Origin of the sequence: Actinoplanes lobatus (assembly GCF_014205215.1) — a bacterium.
GTDB lineage: Bacteria > Actinomycetota > Actinomycetes > Mycobacteriales > Micromonosporaceae > Actinoplanes > Actinoplanes lobatus.
In genome coordinates this window covers 2,127,349-2,153,939 of sequence record NZ_JACHNC010000001.1, presented here as the reverse complement: position 1 = coordinate 2,153,939, position 26,591 = coordinate 2,127,349, and the positions used below count along the sequence as shown (strand labels likewise).

Below are 26,591 nucleotides of genomic sequence, written 5' to 3'. Positions count from 1 at the left end.
GCCTGGTCGGGCGGCTTGACGCCGCACGACCCGGGCCGGGCGGCTTGACGCCGCACGGCCCACTGGTCCCGCTGACCCCGGGTGGGCGAACGACCGTGACCAGGACGAAGCGCCCGGACTAATAGGCGCCCTTGCGCTTCAGGACCACCCAGATGGTGCGCCACAGGATGCTCAGGTCGTAGGTGAGGGACCAGTTGTCCACGTAGTAGAGGTCCAGCCGGACCGCCTCGTCCCAGGACAGGTCGGAGCGGCCGCTCACCTGCCACAGGCCGGTCATGCCGGGGCGGACCAGCAGGCGCCGGCGGACGTCGCCGAGGTAGTCGCCGTCGTCCGCGGGCAGCGGGCGCGGCCCGACCAGGGACATCTCACCCTTGAGCACGTTGATCAGCTGGGGCAGCTCGTCCATCGAGGTGGCCCGCAGCTTCGCACCGAAGGCGAAGATACGGGGGTCCTGCTTCATCTTGAAGAGCATGCCGTCGGACTCGTTGAGTTCGTCCAGCGTGGCCTTGCGCTCTTCGGCGTCCACGTACATGGTCCGGAACTTCCACACCCGGAAGGTGCGGCCGTCGTGGCCGACCCGGGTCTGCCTGAAGAAGACCGGCCCGGGGTCGGAGAGGCGGATGCCGAGCGCGATGAAGCCCAGGATCGGGCTGATCGCCAGCAGGCCGAGACCCGCCGCGACCCGGTCCATCAGGTTCTTGACCAGCCAGCCGGGGCCGGAGAGTGTCGGCTCCTCGACGTGCAGCAGCGGCAGGCCCTCGATCGGGCGGATGTGCACACGCGGCCCGGCGATGTCGGTGAGCTGCGGCGCGACCACCAGGTCGACGCCGGTGCCCTCCAGCTGCCAGGCCAGGCGGCGCAGCTCGCCGGGCTCGGCGCTGGCCGAACCGCAGACCGCGATCGTGTCGGCGCCGACCTCGCGGACCAGGGACAGCACGTCCCGTCCGGCGTAGACCGGGACCGGCGTCTCGATGCCGCGGGCGGCCGCGAAGCCGTCGGTGAGGTGGATGGCGACCGGGATGAGGCCGGCGGCCGGGCTGCGGGTCACCGCGGTGTAGACCTCGAGCGCCTCGGGCAGCGTGCCGACCAGCACCATCCGGTGCGCGCCGTGCCCGGTGCTGCGCCGGGCGAAGTGCAGGAACTGCCGGGCCGTCACCCGGCAGAAGAGGATCAGAAGCAGGGCGCTCAGCGACACGGTGGCGACGGTCCCGCGGGACAGGTCGGCCTTGGTGGCGAACGCCAGCAGCGACACGCAGGCCACGACAGTGACCGACGCGCGGACGACGCGCTTGAACTCCTCGCTGCCCAGGCCCAGGTAACGGCGGTCGTAGGTGCCGTTGGTCCAGAGCACCAGCAGCCAGCCGAGCGGCAGCACGATGTAGGCGTAGAGGATGAACGACTCGGAGGTCGAGAAGCCGGCCCGCGACTTCTCGAGGAAGCTGGCGATGTAGCTGGCGCCGACGACCGAGAGCAGGTCGAGCACGATCAGAACCAGCGTGTAGGGCCGGTGCCAACGGGACAGTCGGCGGCTCGTGCGGCTCCATACGTTGCGGGGCACCCCGTTGCTCGGTGGCTGTTCCTGCCACTCGAAGCTTTCGTACCGCACGGGTTTGCTCCGGCTGCTGTTGTCGGTAGATGGGCGATGCAGGCTAGTAGTCACTTCGCCTACGTCCTCCCGCATCCGGAAAAAGATTACGCACCGCCACGACCTTGGGATCGTCGGCGGGTCCGCCGCTACCCGTTCGCGTCACAACGGTTGCCATGGACCGGGCCACTATACCGATGGATCGGCCGGAGAGAAGGTGACGTTGCGGCCGCAATCCTTACATGTACGCACAGTGATGATTTCGTGGCAGGATCACCGCACCAGTTTGGAGAGCCGTCGATCGGCCAGCGGTTTTCCGCCGGTCTGGCAGGTCGCGCAGTATTGCAGGCTCTTGTCGGCGAAGGACACCTCCCGCACCGTGTCCCCGCAGACCGGGCAGGGCAGGCCGGTCCGCGCGTGGACCCGCATCCCGGCCCGCTTCTCGCCCTTGAGCTCGGCGGCCTTCTGCCCCACCGACCGCTCGACGGCGTCGGTCTCGATCTCCCGCATCGCCGCGTAGAGCGCGTCGATCTGCTCGTCGGTCAGCTTTCCGGTAAGCGCGAAAGGGGACAACTTGGCCGCGTGCAGGATCTCGTCGGAGTAGGCGTTCCCGATCCCGGCGAGCACCTCCTGATCGACCAGGACACCCTTGACCTGCCCGTTGCGGCCGCGGATCCGCTCGGCGAACTCGTCCCGGGAGACGGCCAGCGCGTCCGGGCCGAGCCGGGCCACACCGGGCACCTCGGCAGGGTCCCGCACCAGGTAGACGGCCAGCGACTTCTGGGTGCCGGCCTCGGTCAGGTCGAACCCGGAGCCGTCGTCCAGCCGCACCCGGACCGCGATCGGCCCGCTGCCCGGCTTGAGCGGGGCCGGCGACTTGAACGAGTCCCGGTAGTGCAGCCAGCCGGCCCGGGCCAGATGGACGATCAGGTGCAGGTCGTCACCGAGGCCCACGTCGAGGAACTTGCCGTGCCGGCCGGCCGTGGCCAGCGGCATGCCGGCGAGTGCGGTGGGCGCCGGATCGTAGGTCTTCAGGGCGCTGAACGAGGCCACCTCGAAGCGCTGCACGGCGCGGCCGACCGCCCGCTCGCGCAGATATGCCGCGAGCGCCTCGACCTCGGGGAGTTCGGGCATTCCCTCACGGTAGCGTTTGCCGGCATGAAGGTGGTGGTAGCGCACAACCGGTACCGCGAGGCGATCCCCTCCGGCGAGAACGTCATCGTCGACACGGAGATCGGCCAGCTCCGGGAGGCCGGGGTCGACGTGGTGCCGTTCCAGCGCAGTTCCGACTCGATCGGCTCGCTGTCATTGGCGGGGAAGGCGTTGCTCCCGATCTCGCCGGTCTACGGAGCCGAGGCCCAGCACGACCTGGCCGCTCTGCTGGCCGCGGAGAAGCCGGACGCGCTGCACCTGCACAACCCGTACCCGCTGCTCTCGCCGTGGGTGATCCGGACCGCCCACGCGCACGGCGTCCCGGTGGTCCAGACCGTGCACAACTACCGGCAGGTCTGCTCGTCCGGGCTGTACTTCCGGGACGGGCACAACTGCCAGGACTGCCGCGGCAAGATGCTCGGCTGGCCGGCGATCAAGAACCGCTGCTACCGGGGCTCGGCGGCGCAAAGCGCGATCATGGCGACCACGCTGGCCGTGCACCGGCCGACCTGGCGCTCGGTGGACCGCTACATCGCCCTCACCGACAAGATCGCCGCGCACCTGGCCGACTACGGCATCCCGGACGACCGCATCGTGATCAAGCCGAACGGCCTGCCCGACCCCGGCGCCCCCGCACCGTTGGGCGAAGGGTTCCTCTACGGCGCCCGGCTCTCCCCCGAAAAGGGCCTCGGCCTGCTCCTCGACGCCTGGCGCCGGCACCCCGACGGCAGCCTCGGCACCCTGCGCATCGCCGGCGACGGCGAACTCCGGCCGCTCGCCGAGCAGGCCGATCGGGATCGGTCCGACGTCACCTACCTGGGTCCGCTGGACCGGGCCGGGATGACCGCGGCCCGCCGCGACTCAGCCGTGGTGATCGCCGTCCCCACCTGGGAAGACGTCCTGCCCACCGTGATCCTGGAGGCGATGTCCACCGGCCGCGCGGTCCTCGGCACGGCGGTGGGCGGCATCCCCTACATGGTCGGTACCGGCCCCGACGCCGCCGGCTGGCTGGCCGAGCCCGACCCCGCCGCCCTGGCCGCCGCCCTCCCGCTGGCCCGTGCCGGTGCGCCTGCCGCGGCGGTCGCCGCCCGTGCCCGCTACCAGCAGCACTTCCACCCCGACGTCCTCACACCCCGCCTGATCTCCATCTACGAGGACATGTCCCGCCACGCCCACAAATAGCCCCATCCCCGGTACGCCACCCGCCGCGCCCGGCCGACTCCACCCCGTCCCGCCGACCCAAGCAGTCCAGCTGCCCACTAACGCACCCAAGCGACCTTGGACGATCACCCACCCAGCCCGGTGGGAAATCGTCCAAGATCCCGGCTTGTGCCGCGTCTGCGGGCGCCCGCGTCGTGCTCGCTGGCCCGCGTCGTGCTCGCTGACCCGCGCCGTGCTCGCTGGCCCGCGTCGTGCTCGGTGGCCCGCGCCGCGCGATCTTGGACGTTCGCTCACCCGATCCGGTGGGAAATCGTCCAAGATTCCGCCTGTGCCCCGCTGGCTGGATGCCTTCGCCCCGTGCGTGCCGGCCCGCGCCGCGCGATCTTGGACGTTCGGCCACCCAGCTCGGTGGGAAATCGTCCAAGATCCAGGCTAGTGCCGCGTCTGCGGGTGCCTGCGCCGTGCTTGCTGGTCCGCGCCGCGCGATCTTGGACGCTCGCTCACCCAGCTCGGTGGGAAATCGTCCAAGATCCCGCCTGGTGCCCCGTCGGCTGGATGCCTGCGCCGTGCTTGCTGGTCTGCGCCGCGCGATCTTGGACGTTCGGCCACCCAGCTCGGTGGGAAATCGTCCAAGATCCGGGCGGGGGGCGGGCGTGCGGGCGGCGGGCGGCGGGGGTGGTGGGCGTGTGAGTGCGGCGGCGGGCGGCGGGGTGGGAGTGGGGTGGGTCAGGCTTTTAGGGACTCTCGGCCGGCGAAGGCGATGCTTGCGGCCAGGAAGCCGGCGTTGATCAGGGTGAAGAGGGCCACGAACCACACCGCGAACTGAGGGGCCACGGTGAGTACCACGCCGGCCAGGGCGATCACGGCGCCGTAGTCGCGGACCAGCTTGGCCACGCGGACCGGCAGGGATCTGCTTGTCACCATGCTGGCGGCCTGGCTGCCGGTCTGCATGACCGAGGTGACCAGGTTGACCATCCAGGTGGCGGCGAAGGCGGCGAGCAGCCACGCCGGGGTGTCCGGTTCCTGGGCGGCGGCAGTGGCGGACAGCGCAGCCACCAGCGACGCCTGGACGGCCACGTCGCAGAGCACGTCCAGCCGGCCACCGGCGGGGCTGCTCTGGCCGGTGACCCGGGCCAGTTGGCCGTCGGAGCAGTCGAACGCGTACGCCATCTGCCAGCCGATCAGCGCGAGCAGGCCGATCGGCGCGGCCCAGACGCGGCCGTCGGCGACCGGGCCGGCGGCCGCGATGACGATGAACGACGTCAGGCAGCCGATTCCCAGGTTGAAGATGGTCAGCACGGTCGGCGTGAGGCGGCGTTTGTGTGCGCTGACCGCCATTCGCGCGCCGATCCGCTGGCTGATCGCCTCGCTGAAGAGGCCACCGCCACGGTTGACCGCGTAGTAGTCGGCGGCGGTGGGCGTACCGGTGATGGGTTTGCCCGAAGGCCCGGGAGAGCCCGCGTTCGGCGTACCGGTGAAGGGTTTGCCCGAGGGTCCGGAAGGCCCGGCGTTCGGCGTACCGGTGAAGGGTTTGCCGGAAGGGCCGGGAGAGCCGGCGGCGGGCGACGGCGCCGGGTTGTCGATCCGGGTGGGATTGACCGGAGCGGAACGGGCCGTCGGCGGCCGGCCACCCCCGACGGGAGGGTGACCGGCGCCGTGGCCGGATTCAGAGGGTCGCGAGGGCATCGTTGTATTCGGCCAGCTTCTGCCGGGTCTGCTCCGGCGTCATGGCGAGGTGTTCCAGGATGGTGTAGCGGTCCGGCCGGGTTCGCGGTGCGAAGTCGATGGCCTGGACGAACTGTTCGGCGTCGAGCCCGACGTCGGACGGCGTACGCGGAAGCTGGTGCCGCAGCAGGCAGTCGGACATCTGCTTGAACCGCCGCTCGTCGCCGCGCAGGAAGGTGCAGAACAGCGCACCGAGCCCGGCGAGTTCACCGTGCGAGGCGGTGGACGGGAAGAGCGAGTCGATGGCGTGCATGATCTCGTGGCAGCCGCCGCTGGACGGCCGGCTGCTGCCGCACACCGCCATCGCCAGGCCGCTGGAGATCAGCGCTTCGGCCAGGACCGTGACGAACGCGTCGTCGGACATGTCGCCGGGCATGGTCAGCACCGCCTCGGCGCCCATCCGGGCGAGGGAGGCGGCCAGGCCGTCGACGGGTTCGCCGCGGACCTGGCGGGCGAGCTCCCAGTCGGCGAGCGCGCTGATGTTGCTGATCACGTCGCCGATGCCGGCCCGGTTGACCAGTTCCGGCCCGTTCTCGACGAAGTCGAGGTCGACGATGACGCCGAACGGGATGTGCACCCCGTACGACCCCTTGATGCCGTCGTTGATCAGGCTGGCCACCGGCGAGGCGATGCCGTCGTTGGCGAGGCTGGTCGCGACCGAGACCATCGGCAGGCCCCAGCGGCTCGCCGCGTACTTGGCGGTGTCGACGGTCTTGCCGCCGCCGATGCCGACGACCGCGTCGAAGTGGCCGGAGCGCAGCTTGCCGGAGAGTTCCAGTGCCGCGTCGAGGGTGCCGCCGCCGGTCACGAAGATCTCGGCCGAGGTGAGCGACGGGCGGAGCAGGTCGACGACCTTCTCGCCCAGTCCCGGCCCGACCACCACGGCGACCTCGCCACCGGAGGAGATCCGGCCGTCGGCGAGGATCTTGCCGAGGTCGGCGACCGCGCCCCGCCGCACCTCGATGTGCAGCGGGGTCTGGACGCTACGGGCTAGTAGCGGCATGCGATGTCCCGGGCCTTCGCCAGGTCCTCGTGGTTGTCCACCTCGACCCAGGGCACGTCGCCGATCTGCGCGGCCCGGACCTCGCCGCCGCGGTCGGCGTACAGCTGGAAGCCGTCCTCGTAGAACTGGTTGGGGTCGCGCTCGAAGGTCGCCTTCAGCGCGTCGGCCAGCTTGCCGGCCGCGGCCGGCTCGATGATGTTGGCGCCGATGTACTCCCCGTACGCCTCGGCCGGGTCCATCAGCTTCGTGATTTTGGTCAGCTGGCCATCTTCATTGAAGACGGTCTTCATCTCCTCGTCAGCCAGCTTCTTCACAGTGTCAACGGCGAGGAGGATGCTCGAGCCGCGCGCGGCCAGCAGGGTGTGCTCCACGCTGACCGGGTGGACGGTGTCGCCGTTCACCATGAGCGCGCCCTGGGCGAAGTGGTCCCGGGCGAGCCACAGGGAGTAGGCGTTGTTCCACTCCTCGGCCTTGTCGTTGTGCACCAGGGAGATCTTCACGCCGTACTTCTGCTCGAAGCCCTCGACGCGCTCCTCCACCGCGCCGGCGCAGTAGCCGACGACGATGGTCACGTCCTTGAGGCCGGCGGCCGCGAGGTTCCGCAGCGAGATGTCCATGATCGTGGTCTCCCCGTCGACGGGGACCAGCGCCTTCGGGAGGGTGTCGGTGTACGGGCGAAGTCTGCGCCCGGCCCCGGCGGCGAGTACCAGACCGATCATGGGGTGGTTCCTTCCAGCGATGTGAGGGGTGCCCAGCGAGGATAGCGGCAGGTGTCCCATCCGTAGGACTCGCAAGGGGCGCTGGGGAAATGGTATAGACCCGGCTTCTAAGCTGATGGGCATGACCGCTGAGCAGCTGATCTCCTTCGCCCGTGGCGCCCCGTCGCTGGACATCGTCGACGTGGAGGGCCTGAAGGCCGCGGCCGCGCGCGCCTTCGACGCCGACCCGGCCGGTGTGACCGCGTACGGCACCTCCGTCGGCTACCTCCCGCTGCGGAAGTGGATCGCCGACAAGCACAACGTCTCGCCGGACCAGGTCATCGTCACGAACGGCTCGCTCCAGGCGGACGCGTTCCTCTTCGGCCATCTGGTGAAGCCGGGCGACGACGTCGTGGTGGAGAAGCCGACGTACGACCGGACGCTGCTCAACCTCCAGAACCTGGGCGCCAAGGTGCACCAGGTGACGGTCCAGCCGGACGGCATCGACGTCGAGGAGCTGCGCGCGCTGCTCGAGTCCGGGGTGCGGCCGAAGCTGGCGCACATCATCCCGAACTACCAGAACCCGGCCGGTGTCACGCTCTCCGACGAGAAGCGGCGCGGTCTGCTCGCCCTGGCCGAGCAGTACGAGTTCATCATCTTCGAGGACGACCCGTACGTGGACATCCGGTTCCGTGGCGAGCCGCTGCCCTCGATGCTGTCGCTGGACTCGAACAGCCTGGTCGTACACGCCTCCAGCTTCACCAAGACGGTCTGCCCCGGCGTCCGCGTCGGCTACCTGGTCGGCCCGGCCGCACTGATCGACGCGATCGCGAAGAAGGCCACCAACCTCTACATCTCCCCGGGCATGGTGTCCGAGGCGATCGTGCACCAGTTCTGTGTCTCCGGCGACATCGAGAAGTCGGTCCGGACGGTCAGCGCGGCGCTGGGCGAACGGGCCCGGGTGCTGGCCGAGTCGATCCGCAAGCACATCCCCGGCGCCACCTTCACCGAGCCGGACGGTGGTTACTTCCTCTGGGTCGATCTGCCGTCGGACGTCGACGTGGACAAGCTGTTCCCGGCCGCCATGAAGAAGGGCGTCGCGGTCGTGAAGGGCAGCGACTTCCTGCTCGAGGGCGGTAAGAGCTCGCTGCGGCTGGCGTACTCCGCGGTCACCGTCGACCAGATCGACGAGGGTGTGCGCCGGATCGCGGAGGCGATCGAAGAGGTACGCGGCTGACGGACCCGCACGCCGGGTGGGCTGCCGTCCACCCGGCGTGGGTACCCTCGGTTGGTTTGTCGTCCCGGGGGAGGTTGGCATGACGGAACGCAGTCGGACCCGCGGCCGGCCTCTGGGCGCGGCCTGGGCAGCCCGGATGCGCGGGCTGCTGAACAACGGTGAGCACACCGAGCCCGGCGACGTGGACACCGGCGAGCCGACCTCGGTGGTGGACTGCGGGGTGTACGTGGACGGCCGCCGGATGCCCGGTGAGTTCACGCCCGTTCAGGCGCTGGCCGAGGCCCGCCGGCGGGAGGGCGCCTTCGTCTGGCTGGGCCTGCACGAGCCGTCCGAGGCGGAGATGGCCGCCATCGCTCACACCTACGGCCTGCACGAGCTGGCCGTGGAGGACGCGGTCAAGGCGGAGCAGCGGCCCAAGCTGGAGCAGTTCGGTGACGTGCACTTCCTGGTGCTGCGCACCGCCCGGTACGTGCCGCACACCGAGCTGACCGAAAGCTCCCAGGTGGTCGAGACCGGCCAGATGATGATCTTCATCGGCGAGCAGTTCGTGATCACGGTCCGGCACGGGGACGCGTCCGAGATGGCGCCGGTCCGGGCCGACCTGGAGAGCCAGCGGGCGGTGCTGCTGGAGCAGGGCCCGTGGGCGGTGGCCTACGCGGTGACCGACCGGGTCGTCGACCACTACCTCGAGGTGGCCGACGAGGTCGAGGCCGACCTGGACATCATCGAGGAGGGTGTCTTCTCCCGCGAGCGCAGCGCCCCGATCCAGCAGGTCTACCAGCTGAAGCGGGAGCTCGTGGAGTTCCGCCGGGCGGTGGTGCCGCTGCAACGGCCGCTCGCCTCGATCACGTCGAGCCAGGGCGTGGTCCCCAAGGAGATCCGGCGCTACTTCCGGGACGTCCAGGACCACCTGACCCGTACGGTCGAGCAGGTCTCCTCCTACGACGACCTGCTCAACTCGATCCTCCAGGCCCGGCTCGCCCAGGTGACCGTCGACCAGAACAACGACATGCGCAAGATCGCCTCGTGGGCCGCGATCGCCACGGTCTGGACCGCGTTCGCCGGGGTCTACGGCATGAACTTCGACTACATGCCGGAGACCGACTGGCGGTACGGCTACCCGGCCCTGATCGCCCTGCTGTCCGGTGTCACCGTGCTGCTCTACCGGGCGCTGCGGCGCAACGGTTGGCTCTGATCCCACGCGGGCCCCACGAGAATCGACCGGAACCCCTAGAGTGTCGGGGTGCCGTCGCGTCAGGATGAGCTGCACTCGTATCAGTACTCGGTGCAGCGTGTGGTGGCGGCGCTGGTGTCGCATGACCCGGACCCGCATCGTTCGCCGCTGCGCAGGGCCGGTGTCACGGCCCTGATCGGGTTGCTGGCCGCGGCGCTCGCGGTGGGCGGTTTCGCGGCGTACGGGCTGTTCAACGGCCACACCATGGCGAAGGCCACCGACGCCACCTCGGTGCTGGTCGAGAAGAAGACCGGAGCGAGGTACGTCTACCTGCCCGCCGACGGCAGGTTGCACCCGGTGCTCAACTACACCTCCGGCCTGCTGCTGGCAACCGGCAACCCGCCGCAGCTGAAGACCGTCCCGGCGGACGAGCTGGCGAAGGTGCCGCTCGGCGCGCCGCTCGGCATCCCGAACGCGCCGGACGCCCTGCCCGCCTCGGAGGACCTGCTCACCGGCACCTGGTCGGTCTGCACCGACACGTCCGGCGGGCGGCCGCGCAGCACCCTGCTGATCGGCACGGCCCCGGCGGGTGGCACCGCTCCGACGGCCGGGCTGCTGGTCCGGGACACCGCCGGGCGTACGCATCTGGTGCACGGCGGTAAGCGGTTCCTGATCCCGGCCGCCCGGGTGGACGCGGTCCAACGGGCCCTCGGGTGGTACGGCACCCGCCCCTGGCAGGTCTCCGCGGCCTGGGTCGACGCCGTCCCGGCCGGTCCCGACCTGGACGCCCCGGTCATCCCGAACTTCAGGCGGAACTCGGTGGCGATCGAAGGCCGCAAGGTGGGACAGGTGCTCACCGCGGACGGCAAGACCTTCGCGCTGGTGCTGTCGGACGGCATCGCGCCGCTGACCGTGATGCAGGCGCGGCTGCTGGCCGCCGTCTACAACCTGTCGGCGCCGGTCACGGTGGGCGCCGAGTTCCTGGAGCTGCCCGATTCGCCTACCGGGACGAGCCGGTTCGCCGACGGCCTGCCGGCAGGAGTGCCGACGCTGGCCGAGGCCCCGAAGAGCGCGTGCATCGCCGCCACCGGTGACACCCTGCGGGTGAACAGCACCTACCCGGCCGGCAGCGCGCCCGGCACCGGCGCCCGGGTCGACCTCGTGCACATCGCCCGAGGCAAAGGGGCGCTGGTCGAGGCGGCCGGATCACCGGACGCCCCGGCCGGCAGCGGCACGGTCAGCCTGGTCACCGACGCGGGCCGGTTCTATCCGCTGGCGAGCCGCGAGCTGCTGGGCCGGCTCGGATACTCGAGCGCGAGCCCGGTACGCGTTCCGGCCCAGTTCATCGCCTACCTGCCGGCCGGACCGGCGTTGGATCCGGTCCGGGCCGCCAAGTCGTAGCGTTACCGAGGGGTCTGCTTGGTCTGATCCGACACGGTGCCGTTGGACGTCGTGTAGACGGTCGGCTCCATCGGCTCGAAAGCGGCGTCGTCGGCCCCACCGGAATGCGGGCCGGGCTCGTACTCGGCCCACTGAGCCTCACGGCGACGGCGGACGAGGTACGCGGCGCTGATCCCGATCGCGGTGCCGAGCAACGCGTACCCGGCGAGCTGGCCGGCCCGGCTCGGCTTGTGCCCGAACGCCTTGTCGGCCTTTCTCTGTAGTTTGCGGGCCTTCTTCTTCTCCTTGCGGCTGACGGTCTTGCCGGCGTGCCGGACGTTCTCCGACGCGGCGACCAGCGCGGCGAGCGCGCTGTCCCAGCTCTGTGCGGCGGCGTCCCGCGCGGCTGTGGCAGCCGGCTGGACCCGCTCCCGAGCGGCATTGATCGTGGGTGCGACGGTCGCGCTGGTCTCGTGTGCCGCGATCGTGGCCGCGCGCTTGAAGTGATCCACACTCTGCCCGAGCTCGTTGCGCATCCGAGCCCTCCGGCTCCGACGGCGAATCGTTGCGAACACCAGTGCCCACCTCCTGTGGTCTCTCCAGCCATGTTGCCTTCTCGGGTACCCCCGCGCGACCGGATCCACGACATGGGGGAGGATCCGAATTGCACGAGATAAGCCCATCACCGCAGACGGGAGTACCCGTGGCCGAGAACCTTTACGCCACCCTTCACACCAATCACGGCGCGATCCGGGTTCAGCTCTTCCCGGATCACGCCCCGGCGACCGTCCGCAACTTCGTGGAGCTGGCCGAGGGCACCAAGGAATACAAGGACCCGCGCACCAATCAGCCGGGCAGTGGGCCGTACTACGACGGCACCATCTCGCACCGGGTCATCGCCGGGTTCATGGTCCAGATGGGTGACCCGACCGGCACCGGCCGTGGCGGCCCCGGCTTCCAGTTCGGCGACGAGTTCCACCCGGAGCTCTTCTTCGACCGGCCGTACCTGCTCGCCATGGCGAACGCGGGACCGGGCACCAACGGGTCGCAGTTCTTCATCACGGTCGCGCCGACGCCGCACCTGAACCGCCGGCACACGATCTTCGGCCAGGTGGCCGACGAGCAGTCGGCCAAGGTCGTCGATTCGATCGCGAACACTCCGACCGGCCCCGGCGACCGTCCCCGTGAGGACGTCGTCATCCAGCGGGTGGAGATCACGCGCGACTGAGCGCTCAAGGTACCTTTGGCACATGAGTGAGGCTCCGTCGACGGCACCGGTGTGCTATCGCCATCCGTCCCGGGAGACCCTGCTCAGTTGCAGTCGTTGTGACCGTCCGATCTGCACCAGTTGCATGAACGACGCGGTCGTGGGCCATCATTGCCCCGAGTGCGTCAAGGAGGGTCGCCGCAGCCAGCGGCCGGCGCGTACCGCCTTCGGGGGCAGTCGCGCCGGCCAGCTCGGCTATGTCACGACCGCCATCATCGCGGTCAACTCGCTCGTCATGATCGCCTCGGCGGTCGTCGGTGGCCCAAAGGCCATCCTCGGTGGCGGTGGCGGCGGCTTCGGCAGCCTGCTCGGCAGCAGCACCCGGCTCACCGACTTCGGTGCGGTGCTCGGCCACGCCATCTACGGCGGCGAGATCCACGGTGTCGCCGAGGGCGAGTGGTACCGCCTGGTCACCGCCATGTTCCTGCACTACGGCGTGGTGCACCTGCTGCTCAACATGATGCTGGTGGCCCAGGTCGGCCGCTATCTGGAGGCCCAGCTCGGCCCGATGCGGTTCGCCGCGCTCTACCTGCTGGCCGGGTTCGGCGGCAACGTGGCGGCCTACGTCTTCCAGCCCGCCAACCAGGCGTCCGCCGGCGCCTCCACGGCCACGTTCGGCCTGGTCATCGGTGCCATCGTGATCAATCGCCGGCTGGTGAAGGACAACAGCGCGTTCACGTCGCTGCTGGTCATGAATCTGATCTACACCTTCTTCATCCCGAACATCTCGATCGCCGGGCACCTCGGCGGCCTGGTGGCGGGCGGCGCGACGGCCTTCGTGCTGGCCTACTCCCACCAACCGCACCGGTCCATCAAGCAGGCCGCCGGCTGCGCGGTCATCCTCGCGCTGATCGTGGCCGCCGCGGTCGCCCGGACCGCGTCGCTGCTCAGCTGACCGGGCGCAGGTCGGCCAGCTGGGCGGCCACGTCGTCCGGATCGGCGCCCAGCTCGTTCGCACCGAGCATGTAGATGGCGTCGCCGGCGTCGATCTCCAGGAGGACGCCGCGGAGCATGCGGCGGTGGGCGCGATCCACCCGTACCCTCTCGATCTTGGCCCAGGGCACTCGCCGGCGGCGGGCGACTCCGGTGACCACCGTGATGCCCTCGTCGTCCGCCGCGAGGCGGACCCGAACCACCAGGTCGCGGACCGCCCAGAGGACCAGGATCGCGGCGGTGACCGCGGCGACCGCCCAGCGCGCCGGGTCACCTTCGGCGAATCCGGCGGCGAGCGCGAGCACGGCGACCGCGGTGATCAATTTTGCGGCCGGGAGGGCCGGTTTGACGCGCCATTGCATCGCACCACTATCCCAGAATGATCAGCATTAAATCGGAGCTACCGCTGTAATTCGATATTCAGTGGCACCGGCCGACTCCTCGTTCATTCATCCTCCGTTAACAACTGCATGGACGTGTTCGCCAGTACGTTTCACGCCGCGGCCCTTCCGGGCGCCCACCACCACCTGCCGATCTTCCGGAACTGTGTGGACCCGGACGACCCCGCCATCCTGGTGGCCCGGTGCGTCCGCCCCGGAGCGCCGCTCTCCGGCGACTGGTTCCTGCTGCTGACCCGGCGCCGGATGGTCGTCACCCAGGACACCCGGCCGCTGCACCGGACCCGCCTGCACCTGAACGCCCACCTGCGCCAGGTGAGCAACGTGACCTGGCGGCTCGACCTGTCCAAGCCGGGCATCGAGCTGGCCTTCACCGCGATGGACGGGGTCCGGGAGCGGCTCCGGATGCGGCTGGGCGACTCCGGCACGGTGTGGCGCGTCGAGCAGCTGCTCCGCGACACGTTCGTCAACAAGCCCGCCCTGGTCTAGAGCCAACGCCGTTCAGTTAGGCGGTCCGGGCTGGCGTCAAGGGTGTTGATCAGAAAGTAGGAAGCGGAGTTCCGGTATAGAGGTTTGTCACTCCAAGACAACCCACCCCAGGACTCCGCTTGCTCGATCAGATTGCCATAACCCGCACCGTGACGGTAGCTGCAGGGGTGTTCGCGCCGGGGCATCTGGGCGAGCTGACCCGGCTGATTCCGTTCGAGATGGTCGATGACGTTCTTGCCGCCACCGGGCGGGTGCAGCAGCGGGTACGGCTGCTGCCGGGCCGGGTGGTGGTGTATCTGCTGCTGGCCGGGGTGCTGTTCGCCGAATACGGCTACCTGCAGGTGTGGCAACAGTTGACCGCGGGGCTGGCCGGGTTGAGCCTGGCCGAGCCTTCTTCCAGTGCTTTGCGGCAGGCCCGGCAGCGTCTCGGATCCGCGCCGTTGCGAGCATTGTTCGATCTGCTGCGCGGCCCGGCCGCGACGTCGGCCACCCCAGCGGTCCGCTGGCAAGGCCTGCTGCTGACCGCGGTCGACGGGACGACGCTGTCGGTCGCCGATGCCGCCGCGGTCGGCGTCCGCTACCGCAAACAGCGCGGTAACCACGGCGGGGCCGGCTACCCGACGCTACGGCTGAGCGCTCTGCTGGCCTGCGGCACCCGCTCGGTGATCGACGCCGTTTTCGACCCGCTCGGCACCAGCGAACTCGATCAGGCCCGCGTACTGGCCCGCAGCCTGAAAGCGGGGATGCTGCTGCTGGCCGACCGCAACTACGCTGCCGCCGATCTGGTCAAGACCCTCGCCGCCACGAAGGCCGAGTTGCTGATCCGCTGCAAGAGTGGCCGCCGCCTGCCGGTCATCACCCGGCACCGGGACGGCTCCTGGCTGTCCACGATCGGCACCGTGCGGGTGCGGGTCATCGACGCCCGGATCGCGGTCAAGACCAGCACCGGCACGAGCACCGGTGACTACCGGCTGATCACCACCCTGCTGGACGCCCGCCGACACCCAGCCGGGGAACTGATCACGCTGTATCACCAGCGGTGGGAGATCGAGACCGCCTACCTGGAGCTGAAGTCCAGCATTCTCGGTGGCCGGGTCCTACGCGCCCGTACCCCGGACGGCATCGACCAGGAGATCCACGCGCTGCTGATCGTCTACCAGCTCCTACGCACCGCCATGGTCGATGCCACTGACACCCGGCCCGGCCTCGACCCGGACCGGGCCAGCTTCACCACCGCTTTGATCACCGCCCGCAACCAGGTCATCCAAGCCGCGGGCATCATCACCGACACCGTCGTCGACCTCGTCGGCGCGATCGGCCAGGCAGTCCTGGACCACCTACTGCCCGACCGCCGGATCCGGGTGAAAGCCCGCATGATCAAACGATCGAACTCCAAATACCAGGCCCGCGGCCCGAACATCGACCGGCGCACCTACCAAGCCACCATCGCCATCAACATCATCACCGACGGACCTTGACGAACCCGACGCTGGCCTAACTGAACGGCGTTGGGTCTAGAGCAGGAACGCGCTGATCGAGCGGCGCAGCCCGGCCGGATCCAGGCCGTGCGCGCGGGCGTGGTCCTGCCGGCCGCCGTAACGGCGGATCTCGGCCCGGCCCACGCCCAGGTGCAGCGCCCGGTGCGGCAGCCCGTTCAGCGCCTGGCCGACCAGGTGTGCCGAGGTGCCGGCCAGGTACGGCTCGACCACCACGACCTCACCCTCGACGAGCGTCCGCAGCCCGTCGGTGTCCAGCGGCCGGGGCGTGTTCGTGTACGCCACCGTCACGTCCATCCCGAGGGTCGCCTCCAGCACCGGGTCCAGCATCGGCCCGACCGCCACCACCAGCGGCCCGCCCCGGCGCAGCACCCGCAGGCCGCCGGCGTCCGGGTAGGCGCGGCCGTTCTCCTGCGTGGAGAGGCGCACGTAGACGCGGTCGTCGTGCCGGGCCGCCGCCCGCAGCAGCGCGGCCACCTCGTCGCGGTGCCCAGGCACGTGCACGGTCCAGCCGTCGAGGGTGTCCAGCAGCGCCACGTCACCCGGCGACTGGTGGGTATAGCCCTCGGCCGCGGCGTCGTACGAGGCGCCGATGCTGACCAGTACCGCACCCGTCTCCTGGTGCCCTAGGTCGAGCTTGATCTGCTCGTACGCCCGGTCGATCAGGAACGGCGCGTACGAGTGCAGGTAGGGTCGCATCCCGGTGAGCGCGAGCCCGCCGCCCACCCCGGCCATCAGCTGCTCCCGGATGCCGACGTTGAAGACCCGGTCCGGGTGCCGGCGCAGCGCCGTGGTGAACGACGCCGCCGAGATGTCCGCGACCACCAGGGCGGTACGCGGGTCCTCGTCCAGGATCGCGGTGGTCGTGTCGATGAACGTCTCCCTCATACCGAGGCCACCACCAGGTGCGGCCGGTCGGAGACGACCCGCAGGGCCCGCTCGATCTCGTCGTGATCCCGCCCGTTCACCACGGACACGCCCCAGTTCGGGAACCGGACCGGGATCCCACCCGGCCACCCGTGGGTCGCGGACCGGTTGTCGATGACGATCGCGGTGATCGGCAGGCGGATCGCGGCCGCGTACGCGATCGCCTCGTGATTCGATCCCTCGTCCAGTTCCGCGTCGCCGAGCAGCACGAACGTCCGGGTGTCCAGGAATCCCTGCGCCCGCAGCCCGAGCGCGGTGCCGACGGCGAGGCCGAGCCCGTGGCCCAGCGAGCCGGTGCCGATCTCGACGCCCGGGATCAGCATCCGGTCCGGGTGGTGACCGAGCGGGCTGTCCCACCCGCCCATGTCGTCGAGCCACTCCTCGGGGATGAACCCCTTGGCGGCCAGCACCGCGTAGTAGGCGGCCGGCCCGTGCCCCTTGGAGAGCAGGAAGCGGGCCCGGTCCGGTGCGTCGACCGTTTCCGGGGTGATGCGTAACACACGATCGTAGAGAACCCACAGGACGTCCAGCGTGGAGTGCGCGCTGGGAGTGTGTTTGACGTCGGCGGTCACTCGGCTGAGCAGCTTCATGTGCATAGACTGCAACTTGAAGTTCACTTCAACTCAAGGGAGTGGGGATGGAGCACCTCACCATCGGGGAACTCTCCGCCCGCAGCGGTGTGGCGCCCTCCGCGTTGCGCTTCTACGAACGGGAGGGCCTGATCCACGCCTCCCGCACCAGCGGCAACCAGCGACGGTACGACCGGGCCGAACTGCGCCGGGTCGCCTTCATCAAGATCGCCCAGCAGGTCGGGGTCTCGCTCGACGAGATCCGCGAGGCGCTCGCCTCCCTGCCGGAGAACCGCACCCCCACGAAGGCCGACTGGTCCCGGCTCTCGGCCCGCTGGCGTTACCGCCTCCAGGAGCGGATCGGCGTACTGGAACGCCTCCGCGACCAGCTCAGCGGCTGCATCGGCTGCGGCTGCCTGTCGCTGCAACGCTGCAAGCTGGTCAACCCGAGCGACCGTCTCGCGGTCAGCGGAGCCGGCCCCCAGATGATCCTCAATCCGCCGACCGAGTGACCCCGGCCTTCAGCCGCGACTCGAGGCCGTCCGCCGGAAACCCCGTGATCGTACGGCTACCAGATCCATGGCAGATGTGAGCACGTCCAGTGGGTGACACCGAAATCCGATGACGAGTCTGAACCCAGAGGTCCTGGTGCCTGTACTCGATGTTGAGGCATGTCTATGGTGAGTGGCCTTGCGGTGAGGTGTCGGGGGGCGAGATGGCGGGCGAACTCTTCGTCGACGTGGCGGGCGTGAACTCGATCTACAACCAGCTTCAGCGGGCCGGGGACAGTGCCGATGATGCCTTGTCGTACGTTAAGCAGCATTGCGACTTCGGAATCAACGCGCAAGGCTGGTTGATGTTGTTCGCCAGGCCGCATGAGAAAGCCTACGAACAGATGACGACGGCCCTTTCTCGAATTCAAGAGCTGTCCAGAAGTGCTGCCACTCAAGTGAATATGGCTCAGGTTGAGTATTCGCAGACGGACCTGGAAGCCGCTGCCGCTCTTGACGGCTCATACCCTGGTGCCGCTGATCCCAACGTGCTGGCGAACTCCATCACTCAAGAGCGCTTGCAGTTACCCGCGAGTCACGAATCTTTTTCCGACGTCGGCAACCCCGCGGATCACCTGGTGGCTCCGAAAGACGCCAATGCCGAATTCTGGTCCATCAATCCACTTGCCGACCTGATCAGCCCGTTCGCCTGGCTTCGGCAAGCGGCGATCTGGGTGTTCAACCATGATCCGTTCGAGTACTGGACAGAGAAGTTCAGTGGAGATTGGCCGAGCTACATCGAGGCGGGCGTGGCCATGCGTAAGGCCGGCGAGGCCGCTGGCGCCATCGGTGACAACCTCGCTGCTGGAGCGGTTGCCGTGCCGTCGGTCTGGCGAGGGAATGCGGCTGAGGGATTCCAGGACTACGAACTCCGGTTGGCAACTGGAGCGCGATCTCTTCAGGAGACAGGCAACAGACTGGGTGACCTGTACAACCAAGCTGCTGACGCCGTCAAAAACATATACGACGTGGTTGCGGGTCTCATGATGAAACTTCTGGACATTCTCCTGATGATCAGTGTCGGGCTTGCTGCCGGAACTGCCACCTTCTACACGTTTGCCGGAGCTGTGGTCGGGTTCTCGGTGGCGCTGAGTTATGCCGTTTATGCCTGGCAGGTCTACGACAAGATCGCGAAAGTCTACGGTGACGGTGAAGCGATCATCAAGGCAATCGCTGCCGCGATCGACGCTGTGGAGGCATCCGCCCACATAACGAACATGGCAAAACTCGAACCTTACCGGCACCCCGGTAACTAGATCGGAAGCGGGAGAGGTTCAAATGAGCAACGAGTTCACGGACGATCCCATCGCGAAGGCCCTGCTGAAGCACCTTGCCACGGAGCGCGGAAGGGACGACCCTGTGGGTGAGCTGGCCCGTGAACTTCTGGAGAGTGGCGTTCCGCTCCGCGATCTACTTAGGAACCCCTGGTATGGCGAGGGGTTGGCTGCCGCGGCAGAGGCTGGGCAGGCGGAGTTGAGTCGTATGGCGCCCGAACAACTCAAGGCGTTGGAGGATGCGGCGACTCGTCTGAGTGAGGCGCGTGATGCAGCCGAGGGAGACAACGAGTGAGTCGATTCGTCCGCTGGCAGATTGCCTCCGTCTTCATCGTGTTCTCCGGTCTCGCCTTGGGGTTGACCGTGCTGGGTGCATTGGCCTACTGGTCCGGTGACAGCCCGCTCGTTCGCACGATCACAGCCTTCATGTGTCTCCTGTTCGCCAGCTGCGTCGGACTCGGCATCTCCATCGGTGCCACGAACTGGGATGACGGCTTCCCATGGCGTCGCGCGCTCACGCTGCTGCTCTTCCTCGTCCTGGGCTTCGGGGTCGGGTGGGCACGTTCTGCCGTTGCGTAGGCCGTATCAGCCGGCTTAACGCGAGATCCAGTACAGCGAGCCTGGCTGCGTGGGGTCGGTGAGGCCGATGCTCCCGCCGTGCCGGTGTGCGCGGGGTCACACTTTGCGGCCAGGGGGCATGGATGAGCGGACACCGGCTCGTTGTCGCGGATCTGTCGCGACGACTGAGATCGGTGACGGAGCGGAGGGCGTGGGATTCGAACCCACGAAGAGTTACCCCTTACCGGTTTTCAAGACCGGCGCCATCGGCCACTAGGCGAGCCCTCCCGTAATGCCGCTCCAGTCTGCCACCCGCCTCTGGTTCTTGTCGTACCGGTGGGGCAGAGTCGGCCCCATGCACGCGATCGTGATCGAGGACAAGGGTCTGAGCTGGGCTGAGGTGCCGGATCCGGAGGCCGGTGCGGGGGAGGTCGTCGTCGATGTGACGGCGTCCGCGGTGAACCGGGCCGATGTGCTGCAACGGCAGGGGTTCTATCCGCCGCCACCGGGCGCGCCGGAGTTTCCGGGGCTGGAGTGTTCGGGGGTGATCAGTGCGCTCGGGCCGGGCGTGACCGGGCACCACGTGGGCGAGCGGGTGTGCGCGCTGCTGGCCGGTGGTGGCTACGCCGAGCGGGTGGCCGTCCCGGTGGGGCAGCTGCTGCCGGTTCCGGCCGGGTTGTCGCTGGTCGAGGCGGCGGCGCTGCCCGAGGTGGCCTGCACGGTCTGGTCCAACGTGGTGGATCGGGACAGGCTCCGCCCCGGTGAGACGCTGCTGGTGCACGGCGGTGGCAGCGGGATCGGCACCTTCGCGGTGCAGTTGGGTGTGGCGCTGGGCGCGTCGGTGCTGGTGACGGCCCGGGCGGAGAAGCATGAGCGGTTGCGTGCGCTGGGTGCGGCGCTGACCGTCGACTATCAGAACCAGGATTTTGTACGGGCGGTGCTGGACCACACCGGTGGCCGGGGCGCGGACGTGGTGCTGGACATCATCGGCGCGAAGTACCTGGCCCGCAACGTGGAGGTGCTCGCGCCGGAGGGCCGGATCACGGTTATCGGGATGCAGGGCGGCCGGAGTGCCGAGCTCGATCTCGGGCAGTTGATGGCGAAGCGGGGCCGGGTGTCGTCGACGTCGTTGCGGGCACGTCCGGCGGCGGACAAGGCGAGGATCGTGGCCGGTGTCCGGGACCAGGTGTGGCCGCTGGTCGCCGCCGGGCTGGTGAAGCCGATCATCAACAGCACGTTTCCGCTGGCCGAGGCAGCGCGGGCGCATGAGCTGATGGAGTCCGGCGACCACTTCGGGAAGATTCTGTTGCAGCGATGACACCCGTACGAGTGACCGATCGCGGAGCTGTATGACCGATTAGACAGGATATGCGGCGAGTCGCCAGCGTGTCGCGCTCCGGCGATCCCAGCATGGACGGACAGCGCGGCCGGTCCCCGGCCGCGCCCGTATCCGAACCACTGGGGGACACGTGACGTACGCACCGCATCGTTCCGCTCCGGCCCGGGATCTGCCGTCGATCGAGGACGACTGGGACGCCGGCCCCCACCGGTGGGGTAGCCGCGCCTGGGTCACCGGCGGCATCGGCGTCTCGGCCGTGCTGGTCGCCTTCGGGGCGTGGGCGGTGGCGACCAGCCCGGCGGCGACGGTCACCGGCGTCCTCGCGGGTGAACCCCCGACCGCTCAGTTCACGGTCGCGCCCACCGGACTGCGGTGCGGCGTGCCCTCGGTCGGCCCGAGCGACCTGGAACAGCGGGCCACCGGTCAGTTCTGCCTGCTCGACGTCATCGTGACGAACAACGGCCGGGAACCGGAGCTGTTCGACAGTGGCGCGCAGCGCGTTCAGGACGCCAACGGCGAAGCCTACGCCGTCGCGGAACAGGCCGCGGTGTTTCTCAACGATCGCAGTCCGGCACTGCTCGACCGGATCGGTCCGGGCCAGACCGTGGCCGGTGTCCTGCCCTTCGACGTGCCGGCGGACGCCCGGCTCAGTGCGGCGATCCTCGGCGGCGGGCGGTCCACTCCGGGCGTACGGGTGGCACTGCCGGATCCGAGCTGACCACAGCGCCCACCGGTTCGTGATGGAGGATCAATTATGTGAATCACGCCCCGGGCGATTCGATGTTGTGTTGGCATGGTCCACGGAATACGCATGGTTGTCCGGGTTCCCATTGCCCACCTTCGACGGCGGCACAAACGTGACCAGCGGCATCGGTCACGTGCGGATGGGATTCGCGTGAGTGCCCTGGGCCGATTTCGGAGGCAACACTGCACGGTACGTCCACCCGCCGGGTGCTGACAGTCGGCGCGCTCGCGCTGGCCGTCATCGCACCGGCCCTAGACTCCGTCGACCCCGGCCCGGAGACGGTCACCGCACCCAGCGGCTCGCCGGCCACACCGGAACTCGCGGACCGCCCACTGCGCGACGAACTCCACGCCCGACAGTCCGGCATCGAGCAGTTCGTGGCCGTCGCTCCACGCGAGATCCGGTTGGACGCGAGCACCGTACCCGGGCCCGTGCATGCCGGCCTCCTGCACCGCCGGGCGAACGCCCAGCGCGCCTCGCGAACGGCTCCGCGGCGGGCCGTGGGCCCCGCACCGGGGGCGCGCCGCCCGCCCACCGTGATCCGGCTGGTGGCCCGCACGGTCGAGCGCCCGGTGGCCCGGGAAGCGCGCGGCGTCCGGGCCCGGACGCCGCGGTCGGTCCCCAAGGCCGTCCGCGTCGCCACCGAGCGGCGGCCGCAGACAGCCGAGAACCGGGGGAGCCTGCGGGCGGTGGTCGCGTACGCCAAGTCCCAGGTCGGCAAGCGCTACGTCCGCGGCGGTGAAGGGCCGGGCGGCTTCGACTGCTCCGGGTTCACCAAACGCGCGTACGCCCGGGCCGGTTACCGTCTGCCGCACTCGTCCGGCGCCCAGGCGCGCCGTGCCCGGTCCGTCTCCCGCTCGGTGGCCCGCCCCGGCGACCTGGTGGTCGGCCATGGACACGTGGGTATCTACATGGGCGACGGGATGATGATCGACGCGGGGAACCGCCGTACCGGGGTGGTGTACCGCAAGCTCTACCGGGGGCTCAGTGTCGCGCGACTGGGCTGACTGCGGCGGTTCGTGCCCGTACAGCAGTCAGCACCCGCCGGTCTGACGGGTGCCGACTCGCTGTGGCCACCGATGCCTCACGGCAGCCGATCGCAACCGGGCGCGGGGATCTCGGCCGCACACACCCGGTCGGATGTCTGACAGAAGCATGACCTGCGAGGGCTCAAGGCATGCGCACCACCTGTGCGTTTACCCGTTCGTGTGACGGCGTGCGGCAATGCGGACGAAAGGCGCCCGACACGTCGAACGGTTAGTCTCTGCCCATCGTGGGAAAACCTGATCAGTTACTCACCACGCCGCCGGAGGCCAACCAATGAGTCTTGACGACCGCGCCCTGGCGCCCGACCCGTACGATCTCCTGCCATCGGTCCCGTCCTTCACGGTGACCAGCACGGACATGACGGACGGGCAGCCCCTCGACGAGCTCTACGTGCACACCAGCGTGGGCGGGAAGAACCTGTCGCCCCAGCTGGCCTGGTCCGGTTTCCCGGAGGAGACACGTGGCTTCGTGGTCACCTGCTTCGACCCGGACGCGCCGACCGGGAGCGGGTTCTGGCACTGGGTGCTGGTAAACCTGCCGGTCACGGTCACGTCCCTGGACCGCGGCGTGGACCCGCTGCCGGACGGCGCCTTCTGCGTGCGCAACGACTACGGCTCCCGCGACTACGGCGGCTCGGCGCCGCCGCCAGGCGACCGCCCGCACCGGTACGTGTTCGCGGTGCACGCGATCGACGTCGACCGGCTCGAGGTGACGCCGGACGCGTCCCCGGCCTACGTCGGCTTCAACCTGGCCTTCCACACCCTGGCCCGGGCCACGGTCCGCCCCAACTATCAGGTGCGCGGCTGAGCCACCGTACGGATGAGGCCGCCGACAGCGCCGGCGGCCTCAGTTGTCTGCCCGGTCAGCGGGGGACGCGACCCACGCAGAAGACCGACTGCCCGAACGGCGGGCGGACGACCTTCTCGGCAGCCTTGGTCACCGGCAGCACCAGGCTGTCGTAGATCTTGACCATCGGCCCCTCCTTGGGGGCCAGCTTGAAGATGCTGGTCGCGGTGTAGTAGCCGAGCAGACCCAGCGCATTCGCGTAGTGGATCTTCTCGATCTCCAGACCGGCCTCGACGAAGGCGGCGCCCAGCGTCTTCTTGGTGTAGCGGCGGATGTGCCCGGTGGCGATGTCCACCTGGCTCATCGCGAACATGAAGGCCGGCACGATGATGATCACGTGGCCGCCGGGGCGGACCAGGTCCTTCATGCTGCTCAGCGCGCCGACGTGATCCTCGATGTGCTCCAGCACGTTGTACGAGACGGCCGCGCTGTACTCGGCGGCGGCGTCCTGTGCCGGAAGCAGCATCTGCTTCACGTCGATGTTGGGGTACTCCGCCATCCGCTCTTTGAGCAGGACGAGCCGGTCGGGGTCTGCCTCGGTCGCGGTGAACTTCGGCAGGTGTTCCGCCCACTCGATCGCGTAGTCACCGAGGCCGCTGCCGATCTCGATGGGGTTGTTCCCCAGGTGCGGGAGCGCGAGCTCGACGAACCACCGGCGGTGGTTCACGGCCATGGCGAGGCCTTCGAGCACTTCGGACTGGATCCGCTGGTCTCCAGTGATGTCTGCCATAGGTGAGGTTCCCTCATCTTGCCGATCTGAGCTGACAGCGGGACCAGCGAAGTTAACCATCTGAAGCGCCTAACCGAAAGTTGAGTGCTGGTCACCACTGATTTTTTGGCCTGATTGAGACATAGGCGAGCTGGGTACTCGGATGGGTTACCCCACCGGAAGTCCACAGGAAGGACACGCGGAAAACACGCGTACATATCGGCTCTATCACGCCTGGGGCGCACACCGCTGGCTTCTTGGAAACCTCGGTTAGGCTCGCCGATGCTATGACGATTACGGGTTTTGACTCGACAGGCCAGTCGACCGCCGAGAACGTTCTGTCGCGAGGCCGAGTGGCCGCCGACGACGACCTGGACGCGGAGCTGATAGCCCTCGGTTCAAGTGGCACGGTGGTCGCTCCCGCGACCCTGCCCGCCGCCCGGGAAGCCGTGGATGAGCAGGTCATACGCCTGCGGTGGCGTCGCCTGCTCACGTGGCGTGACGTCGTGGCCGTCGGCACTTTCGTGGTCTTCGCGGTCATGCTGACCCTGCCGTTGTGGCTCAATCTTGATCATGAACTGCGTGATGATCCGCAGGATCAAGCTTTCTTCGAGTGGATGCTGGCGCACGGTGCCCGGGTGCTCACGGATGGCGTCTATCCGTTCTTCTCCGACCGCATGAATTACCCCGACGGGGTGAACATGATGGCCAACACCTCGGTGTTGGCCGTTTCGTTGCCACTGACGCCGATCACTCTTCTGTTCGGTCCGCATGTGGCGTTCAACGTATTTCTCACCGGCGCATTGGCATTTACCGGCGCGTCGTGGTATCTCGTGCTCTCCCGCCGGTTCGTCACCTCCCGGCTGGCCGCCTGGGTGGGCGCGCTCTTCTGCACCTTCGCGCCGAGCATGGTGTCGCACGCCGGCGGCCACCCGAACATCGTCTCCCAGTTCCTCGTCCCACTGATCATCTGGCGGACGCTGGAGCTCCGGGTTCGCGGCCGCTCGCTGCGCAACGGGCTGATCCTGGCCGGCCTGCTGATCTGGCAGGCGTTCATCAACCTCGAGGTCCTCTTCATGACCGCGGTCGGCCTCGGCCTGTTCTGCGCGGTCATGGCGGTGGTCCGGCGGCGGCGCCACCGCGGCGAGTTCCTGCCGTTCGTGCGGGCGCTCGGGGTCACCGCCGCGGTCACCCTCGCGGTGCTCGCCTACCCGCTCAGCGTCCAGTTCTTCGGCCCGCAGAGCTACCAGGGCCTGGCCGAGTTCGTCCGGAACTTCGGGGCCGACCTGGCCTCGTTCGCCGCCTACTCCCGGCACTCGATGGCCGGCGAAACGGCCATCGCGTCGCGCCTGACGCAGAACGCCGCGGAGGAGAACGCCTTCTTCGGCTGGGGCCTGATCGTCCTCTTCCTCGGCCTGCTCGTCTGGATGCGCCGCTCCCGGGCGGTGCTCACCCTCGGCGGGCTCGCGATCCTCTTCGCGGCCATGTCGCTCGGCCCGCGCATCGTGCTCAACGGGGTGGACACCGGCATCCCCGGCATCTGGGCGCTACTGCACCGCATCCCGGTGCTGGACTCCGCGGTGCCGACCCGCTGGGCGATGGCGATCGCGCCGATCGTCGGCATCGTGCTGGCCCTCGGCGTCCAGCGGGCCGCCGACATGATGCGCAGCCAGCCGGCCTCACGCGGGCCGATCCGGGTCGCGATGATCACCGCGGTGGCGATGGCGCTGGTGCCGCTGATCCCCCGGCCGATGGCCACGGTTCAGATGGACCCGGTGCCCGGGTTCGTCACCACCGGCGCCTGGCGCGACTACGTCGATGACCGGCACACCATGGTCACCCTGCCGCTGCCGGACAGCAGTTACCCGGACCCGCTGCGCTGGACCGCCACCACCGGCCAGGACCTGCGGATCGCCGGAGCGTACGCGCTGCTGCCGAACCAGAACCCGCAGGACCCGAGCGACCGGACCGCGATGTTCTCGCCGCCGTGGCGCCCGACCAGCGGCCTGGTCGCCTCGATCAAGCAGGGCAACCCGATCCCGGAGATCACCGACGAGCGGCGCGAGATGACCCTCGCCGACCTCCGGTTCTGGAGGGCCGGCGTGGTCGTGCTGACCCCGCAGAGCCGCGACATCGAACTCCTGCGCACCATGTCCGACCTGCTGGGCTTCCGTCCCACCTGGATCGGCGGCGCCTGGGTCTGGGACGTCCGCGAGCTGGTCGACGACCCGGACACCGTCCTTACCGGCGGCGAGCCCTTCTGACGCGGAGGCTCGCGTCGATACGATGCCGTTCTATGATCTTGGCATCGTCGAAGGCCCTGGAGGG

Annotated in this window: 27 protein-coding genes and 1 tRNA gene; 17 read left to right on the top strand and 11 right to left on the bottom strand. The window is 69.1% G+C overall.

Going from position 1 to position 26,591, the window contains the following annotated elements; genetic code table 11:
* Positions 1 to 118 precede the first annotated feature (118 nt).
* Both BJ964_RS09855 and BJ964_RS09850 read right to left on the bottom strand, forming a co-directional pair.
* On the bottom strand, positions 119 to 1,681 hold the full coding sequence (locus BJ964_RS09855; RefSeq protein ID WP_188120399.1) for a sugar transferase: 1,563 nt from the start codon (positions 1,679 to 1,681) through the stop codon (positions 119 to 121).
* A 177-nt stretch (positions 1,682 to 1,858) separates the two neighbouring features.
* Positions 1,859 to 2,719 (bottom strand): Fpg/Nei family DNA glycosylase, encoded by an 861-nt coding sequence (locus tag BJ964_RS09850; protein ID WP_188120398.1) that lies wholly within the window; start codon positions 2,717 to 2,719, stop codon positions 1,859 to 1,861.
* A gap of 24 nt (positions 2,720 to 2,743) precedes the next feature.
* Between BJ964_RS09850 and BJ964_RS09845 the strand changes: the two genes are divergently transcribed.
* Positions 2,744 to 3,919 carry a glycosyltransferase family 4 protein gene (locus BJ964_RS09845; protein ID WP_188120397.1) on the top strand — a complete coding sequence of 392 codons (1,176 nt, stop codon included), beginning with the start codon at positions 2,744 to 2,746 and terminating at the stop codon, positions 3,917 to 3,919.
* 705 nt (positions 3,920 to 4,624) lie between these two features.
* On the opposite strand, the gene BJ964_RS09840 is transcribed toward BJ964_RS09845, so the two are convergent.
* From BJ964_RS09840 to BJ964_RS09830, 3 genes are all read right to left on the bottom strand, one after another.
* Positions 4,625 to 5,329 carry a CDP-alcohol phosphatidyltransferase family protein gene (locus tag BJ964_RS09840; RefSeq protein ID WP_188126873.1) on the bottom strand — a complete coding sequence of 235 codons (705 nt, stop codon included), beginning with the start codon at positions 5,327 to 5,329 and terminating at the stop codon, positions 4,625 to 4,627.
* Positions 5,330 to 5,564: 235 nt separating this feature from the next.
* Positions 5,565 to 6,626 (bottom strand): iron-containing alcohol dehydrogenase family protein, encoded by a 1,062-nt coding sequence (locus BJ964_RS09835; protein ID WP_188120396.1) that lies wholly within the window; start codon positions 6,624 to 6,626, stop codon positions 5,565 to 5,567.
* On the bottom strand, positions 6,614 to 7,345 hold the full coding sequence (locus BJ964_RS09830) for a phosphocholine cytidylyltransferase family protein (protein WP_188120395.1): 732 nt from the start codon (positions 7,343 to 7,345) through the stop codon (positions 6,614 to 6,616). The genes BJ964_RS09835 and BJ964_RS09830 overlap by 13 nt, the downstream gene beginning before the upstream one ends.
* Positions 7,346 to 7,466: 121 nt before the next feature.
* Between BJ964_RS09830 and BJ964_RS09825 the strand changes: the two genes are divergently transcribed.
* The 3 genes from BJ964_RS09825 (at position 7,467) to eccB (ending at position 11,136) form a co-directional block, all read left to right on the top strand.
* The gene (locus tag BJ964_RS09825; RefSeq protein WP_188120394.1) at positions 7,467 to 8,561 is read left to right on the top strand and encodes an aminotransferase-like domain-containing protein; all 1,095 of its coding nucleotides are present in this window, start codon (positions 7,467 to 7,469) and stop codon (positions 8,559 to 8,561) included.
* A gap of 79 nt (positions 8,562 to 8,640) precedes the next feature.
* Entirely contained in the window at positions 8,641 to 9,756 is a 1,116-nt protein-coding gene (locus BJ964_RS09820; protein ID WP_188120393.1) for a magnesium and cobalt transport protein CorA, read from the top strand.
* A 48-nt stretch (positions 9,757 to 9,804) separates the two neighbouring features.
* Entirely contained in the window at positions 9,805 to 11,136 is a 1,332-nt protein-coding gene (gene eccB, locus BJ964_RS09815) for a type VII secretion protein EccB (RefSeq protein WP_188120392.1), read from the top strand.
* Between the two features lie 2 nt (positions 11,137 to 11,138).
* Here eccB and BJ964_RS09810 read toward each other — a convergent pair whose 3' ends face one another.
* Positions 11,139 to 11,651 (bottom strand): ESPR-type extended signal peptide-containing protein, encoded by a 513-nt coding sequence (locus tag BJ964_RS09810; RefSeq protein ID WP_188120391.1) that lies wholly within the window; start codon positions 11,649 to 11,651, stop codon positions 11,139 to 11,141.
* A gap of 167 nt (positions 11,652 to 11,818) precedes the next feature.
* Here BJ964_RS09810 and BJ964_RS09805 point away from each other — a divergent pair, with 167 nt between their 5' ends.
* Together BJ964_RS09805 and BJ964_RS09800 are read left to right on the top strand one after the other, a co-directional pair.
* Entirely contained in the window at positions 11,819 to 12,343 is a 525-nt protein-coding gene (locus BJ964_RS09805) for a peptidylprolyl isomerase (protein ID WP_188120390.1), read from the top strand.
* A gap of 22 nt (positions 12,344 to 12,365) precedes the next feature.
* Positions 12,366 to 13,277 (top strand): rhomboid family intramembrane serine protease, encoded by a 912-nt coding sequence (locus BJ964_RS09800; RefSeq protein WP_188120389.1) that lies wholly within the window; start codon positions 12,366 to 12,368, stop codon positions 13,275 to 13,277.
* On the opposite strand, the gene BJ964_RS09795 is transcribed toward BJ964_RS09800, so the two are convergent.
* Positions 13,270 to 13,677, bottom strand: coding sequence for a PH domain-containing protein (locus tag BJ964_RS09795; RefSeq protein ID WP_188120388.1), 408 nt, complete (start codon positions 13,675 to 13,677; stop codon positions 13,270 to 13,272). The two genes, BJ964_RS09800 and BJ964_RS09795, sit on opposite strands and share 8 nt — an antisense overlap.
* Before the next feature lie 108 nt (positions 13,678 to 13,785).
* On the opposite strand from BJ964_RS09795, the gene BJ964_RS09790 reads away from it, so the two are divergent.
* A complete protein-coding gene (locus BJ964_RS09790) occupies positions 13,786 to 14,202 on the top strand; it encodes a hypothetical protein (protein ID WP_188120387.1) in 417 nt (138 codons plus the stop codon).
* A 149-nt stretch (positions 14,203 to 14,351) separates the two neighbouring features.
* Positions 14,352 to 15,680: an IS4 family transposase gene (locus BJ964_RS09785; RefSeq protein WP_239163895.1), complete on the top strand. Its 1,329-nt coding sequence runs from the start codon at positions 14,352 to 14,354 to the stop codon at positions 15,678 to 15,680.
* Positions 15,681 to 15,716: 36 nt separating this feature from the next.
* On the opposite strand, the gene BJ964_RS09780 is transcribed toward BJ964_RS09785, so the two are convergent.
* Entirely contained in the window at positions 15,717 to 16,586 is an 870-nt protein-coding gene (locus BJ964_RS09780) for a transketolase family protein (RefSeq protein ID WP_188120386.1), read from the bottom strand.
* Positions 16,583 to 17,221 carry a thiamine pyrophosphate-dependent enzyme gene (locus tag BJ964_RS09775; protein ID WP_188120385.1) on the bottom strand — a complete coding sequence of 213 codons (639 nt, stop codon included), beginning with the start codon at positions 17,219 to 17,221 and terminating at the stop codon, positions 16,583 to 16,585. The genes BJ964_RS09780 and BJ964_RS09775 overlap by 4 nt, the downstream gene beginning before the upstream one ends.
* 41 nt (positions 17,222 to 17,262) lie before the next feature.
* Between BJ964_RS09775 and soxR the strand changes: the two genes are divergently transcribed.
* The 4 genes from soxR (at position 17,263) to BJ964_RS09755 (ending at position 19,598) form a co-directional block, all read left to right on the top strand.
* Complete coding sequence (gene soxR, locus BJ964_RS09770) at positions 17,263 to 17,706, top strand: redox-sensitive transcriptional activator SoxR (protein WP_183226451.1); 444 nt, start codon at positions 17,263 to 17,265, stop codon at positions 17,704 to 17,706.
* Between the two features lie 203 nt (positions 17,707 to 17,909).
* Positions 17,910 to 19,001: a hypothetical protein gene (locus BJ964_RS09765; protein ID WP_188120384.1), complete on the top strand. Its 1,092-nt coding sequence runs from the start codon at positions 17,910 to 17,912 to the stop codon at positions 18,999 to 19,001.
* 22 nt (positions 19,002 to 19,023) lie between these two features.
* Positions 19,024 to 19,314, top strand: coding sequence for a hypothetical protein (locus BJ964_RS09760; RefSeq protein WP_188120383.1), 291 nt, complete (start codon positions 19,024 to 19,026; stop codon positions 19,312 to 19,314).
* Positions 19,311 to 19,598, top strand: coding sequence for a hypothetical protein (locus tag BJ964_RS09755; protein WP_188120382.1), 288 nt, complete (start codon positions 19,311 to 19,313; stop codon positions 19,596 to 19,598). Before BJ964_RS09760 ends, BJ964_RS09755 begins: the two co-directional genes overlap by 4 nt.
* A gap of 182 nt (positions 19,599 to 19,780) precedes the next feature.
* On the opposite strand, the gene BJ964_RS09750 is transcribed toward BJ964_RS09755, so the two are convergent.
* A tRNA-Ser gene (locus tag BJ964_RS09750) sits at positions 19,781 to 19,865 on the bottom strand.
* 67 nt (positions 19,866 to 19,932) lie between these two features.
* Between BJ964_RS09750 and BJ964_RS09745 the strand changes: the two genes are divergently transcribed.
* The 4 genes from BJ964_RS09745 to BJ964_RS09730 all read left to right on the top strand — a co-directional run bounded on the left by BJ964_RS09745 (position 19,933) and on the right by BJ964_RS09730 (position 23,515).
* Entirely contained in the window at positions 19,933 to 20,895 is a 963-nt protein-coding gene (locus BJ964_RS09745; RefSeq protein WP_188120381.1) for an NAD(P)H-quinone oxidoreductase, read from the top strand.
* 151 nt (positions 20,896 to 21,046) lie between these two features.
* Positions 21,047 to 21,634: a DUF4352 domain-containing protein gene (locus BJ964_RS09740; RefSeq protein ID WP_188120380.1), complete on the top strand. Its 588-nt coding sequence runs from the start codon at positions 21,047 to 21,049 to the stop codon at positions 21,632 to 21,634.
* Positions 21,635 to 21,867: 233 nt separating this feature from the next.
* On the top strand, positions 21,868 to 22,668 hold the full coding sequence (locus BJ964_RS47875; protein ID WP_229807419.1) for a C40 family peptidase: 801 nt from the start codon (positions 21,868 to 21,870) through the stop codon (positions 22,666 to 22,668).
* A 313-nt stretch (positions 22,669 to 22,981) separates the two neighbouring features.
* Complete coding sequence (locus BJ964_RS09730; protein WP_188120379.1) at positions 22,982 to 23,515, top strand: YbhB/YbcL family Raf kinase inhibitor-like protein; 534 nt, start codon at positions 22,982 to 22,984, stop codon at positions 23,513 to 23,515.
* A 55-nt stretch (positions 23,516 to 23,570) separates the two neighbouring features.
* Here BJ964_RS09730 and BJ964_RS09725 read toward each other — a convergent pair whose 3' ends face one another.
* Positions 23,571 to 24,284, bottom strand: a complete 714-nt coding sequence (locus tag BJ964_RS09725) for a class I SAM-dependent methyltransferase (RefSeq protein ID WP_188120378.1) — start codon at positions 24,282 to 24,284, stop codon at positions 23,571 to 23,573.
* A gap of 332 nt (positions 24,285 to 24,616) precedes the next feature.
* Between BJ964_RS09725 and BJ964_RS09720 the strand changes: the two genes are divergently transcribed.
* Positions 24,617 to 26,527 (top strand): glycosyltransferase family protein, encoded by a 1,911-nt coding sequence (locus tag BJ964_RS09720; protein WP_229807420.1) that lies wholly within the window; start codon positions 24,617 to 24,619, stop codon positions 26,525 to 26,527.
* The last annotated feature ends 64 nt before the right edge of the window (positions 26,528 to 26,591 follow it).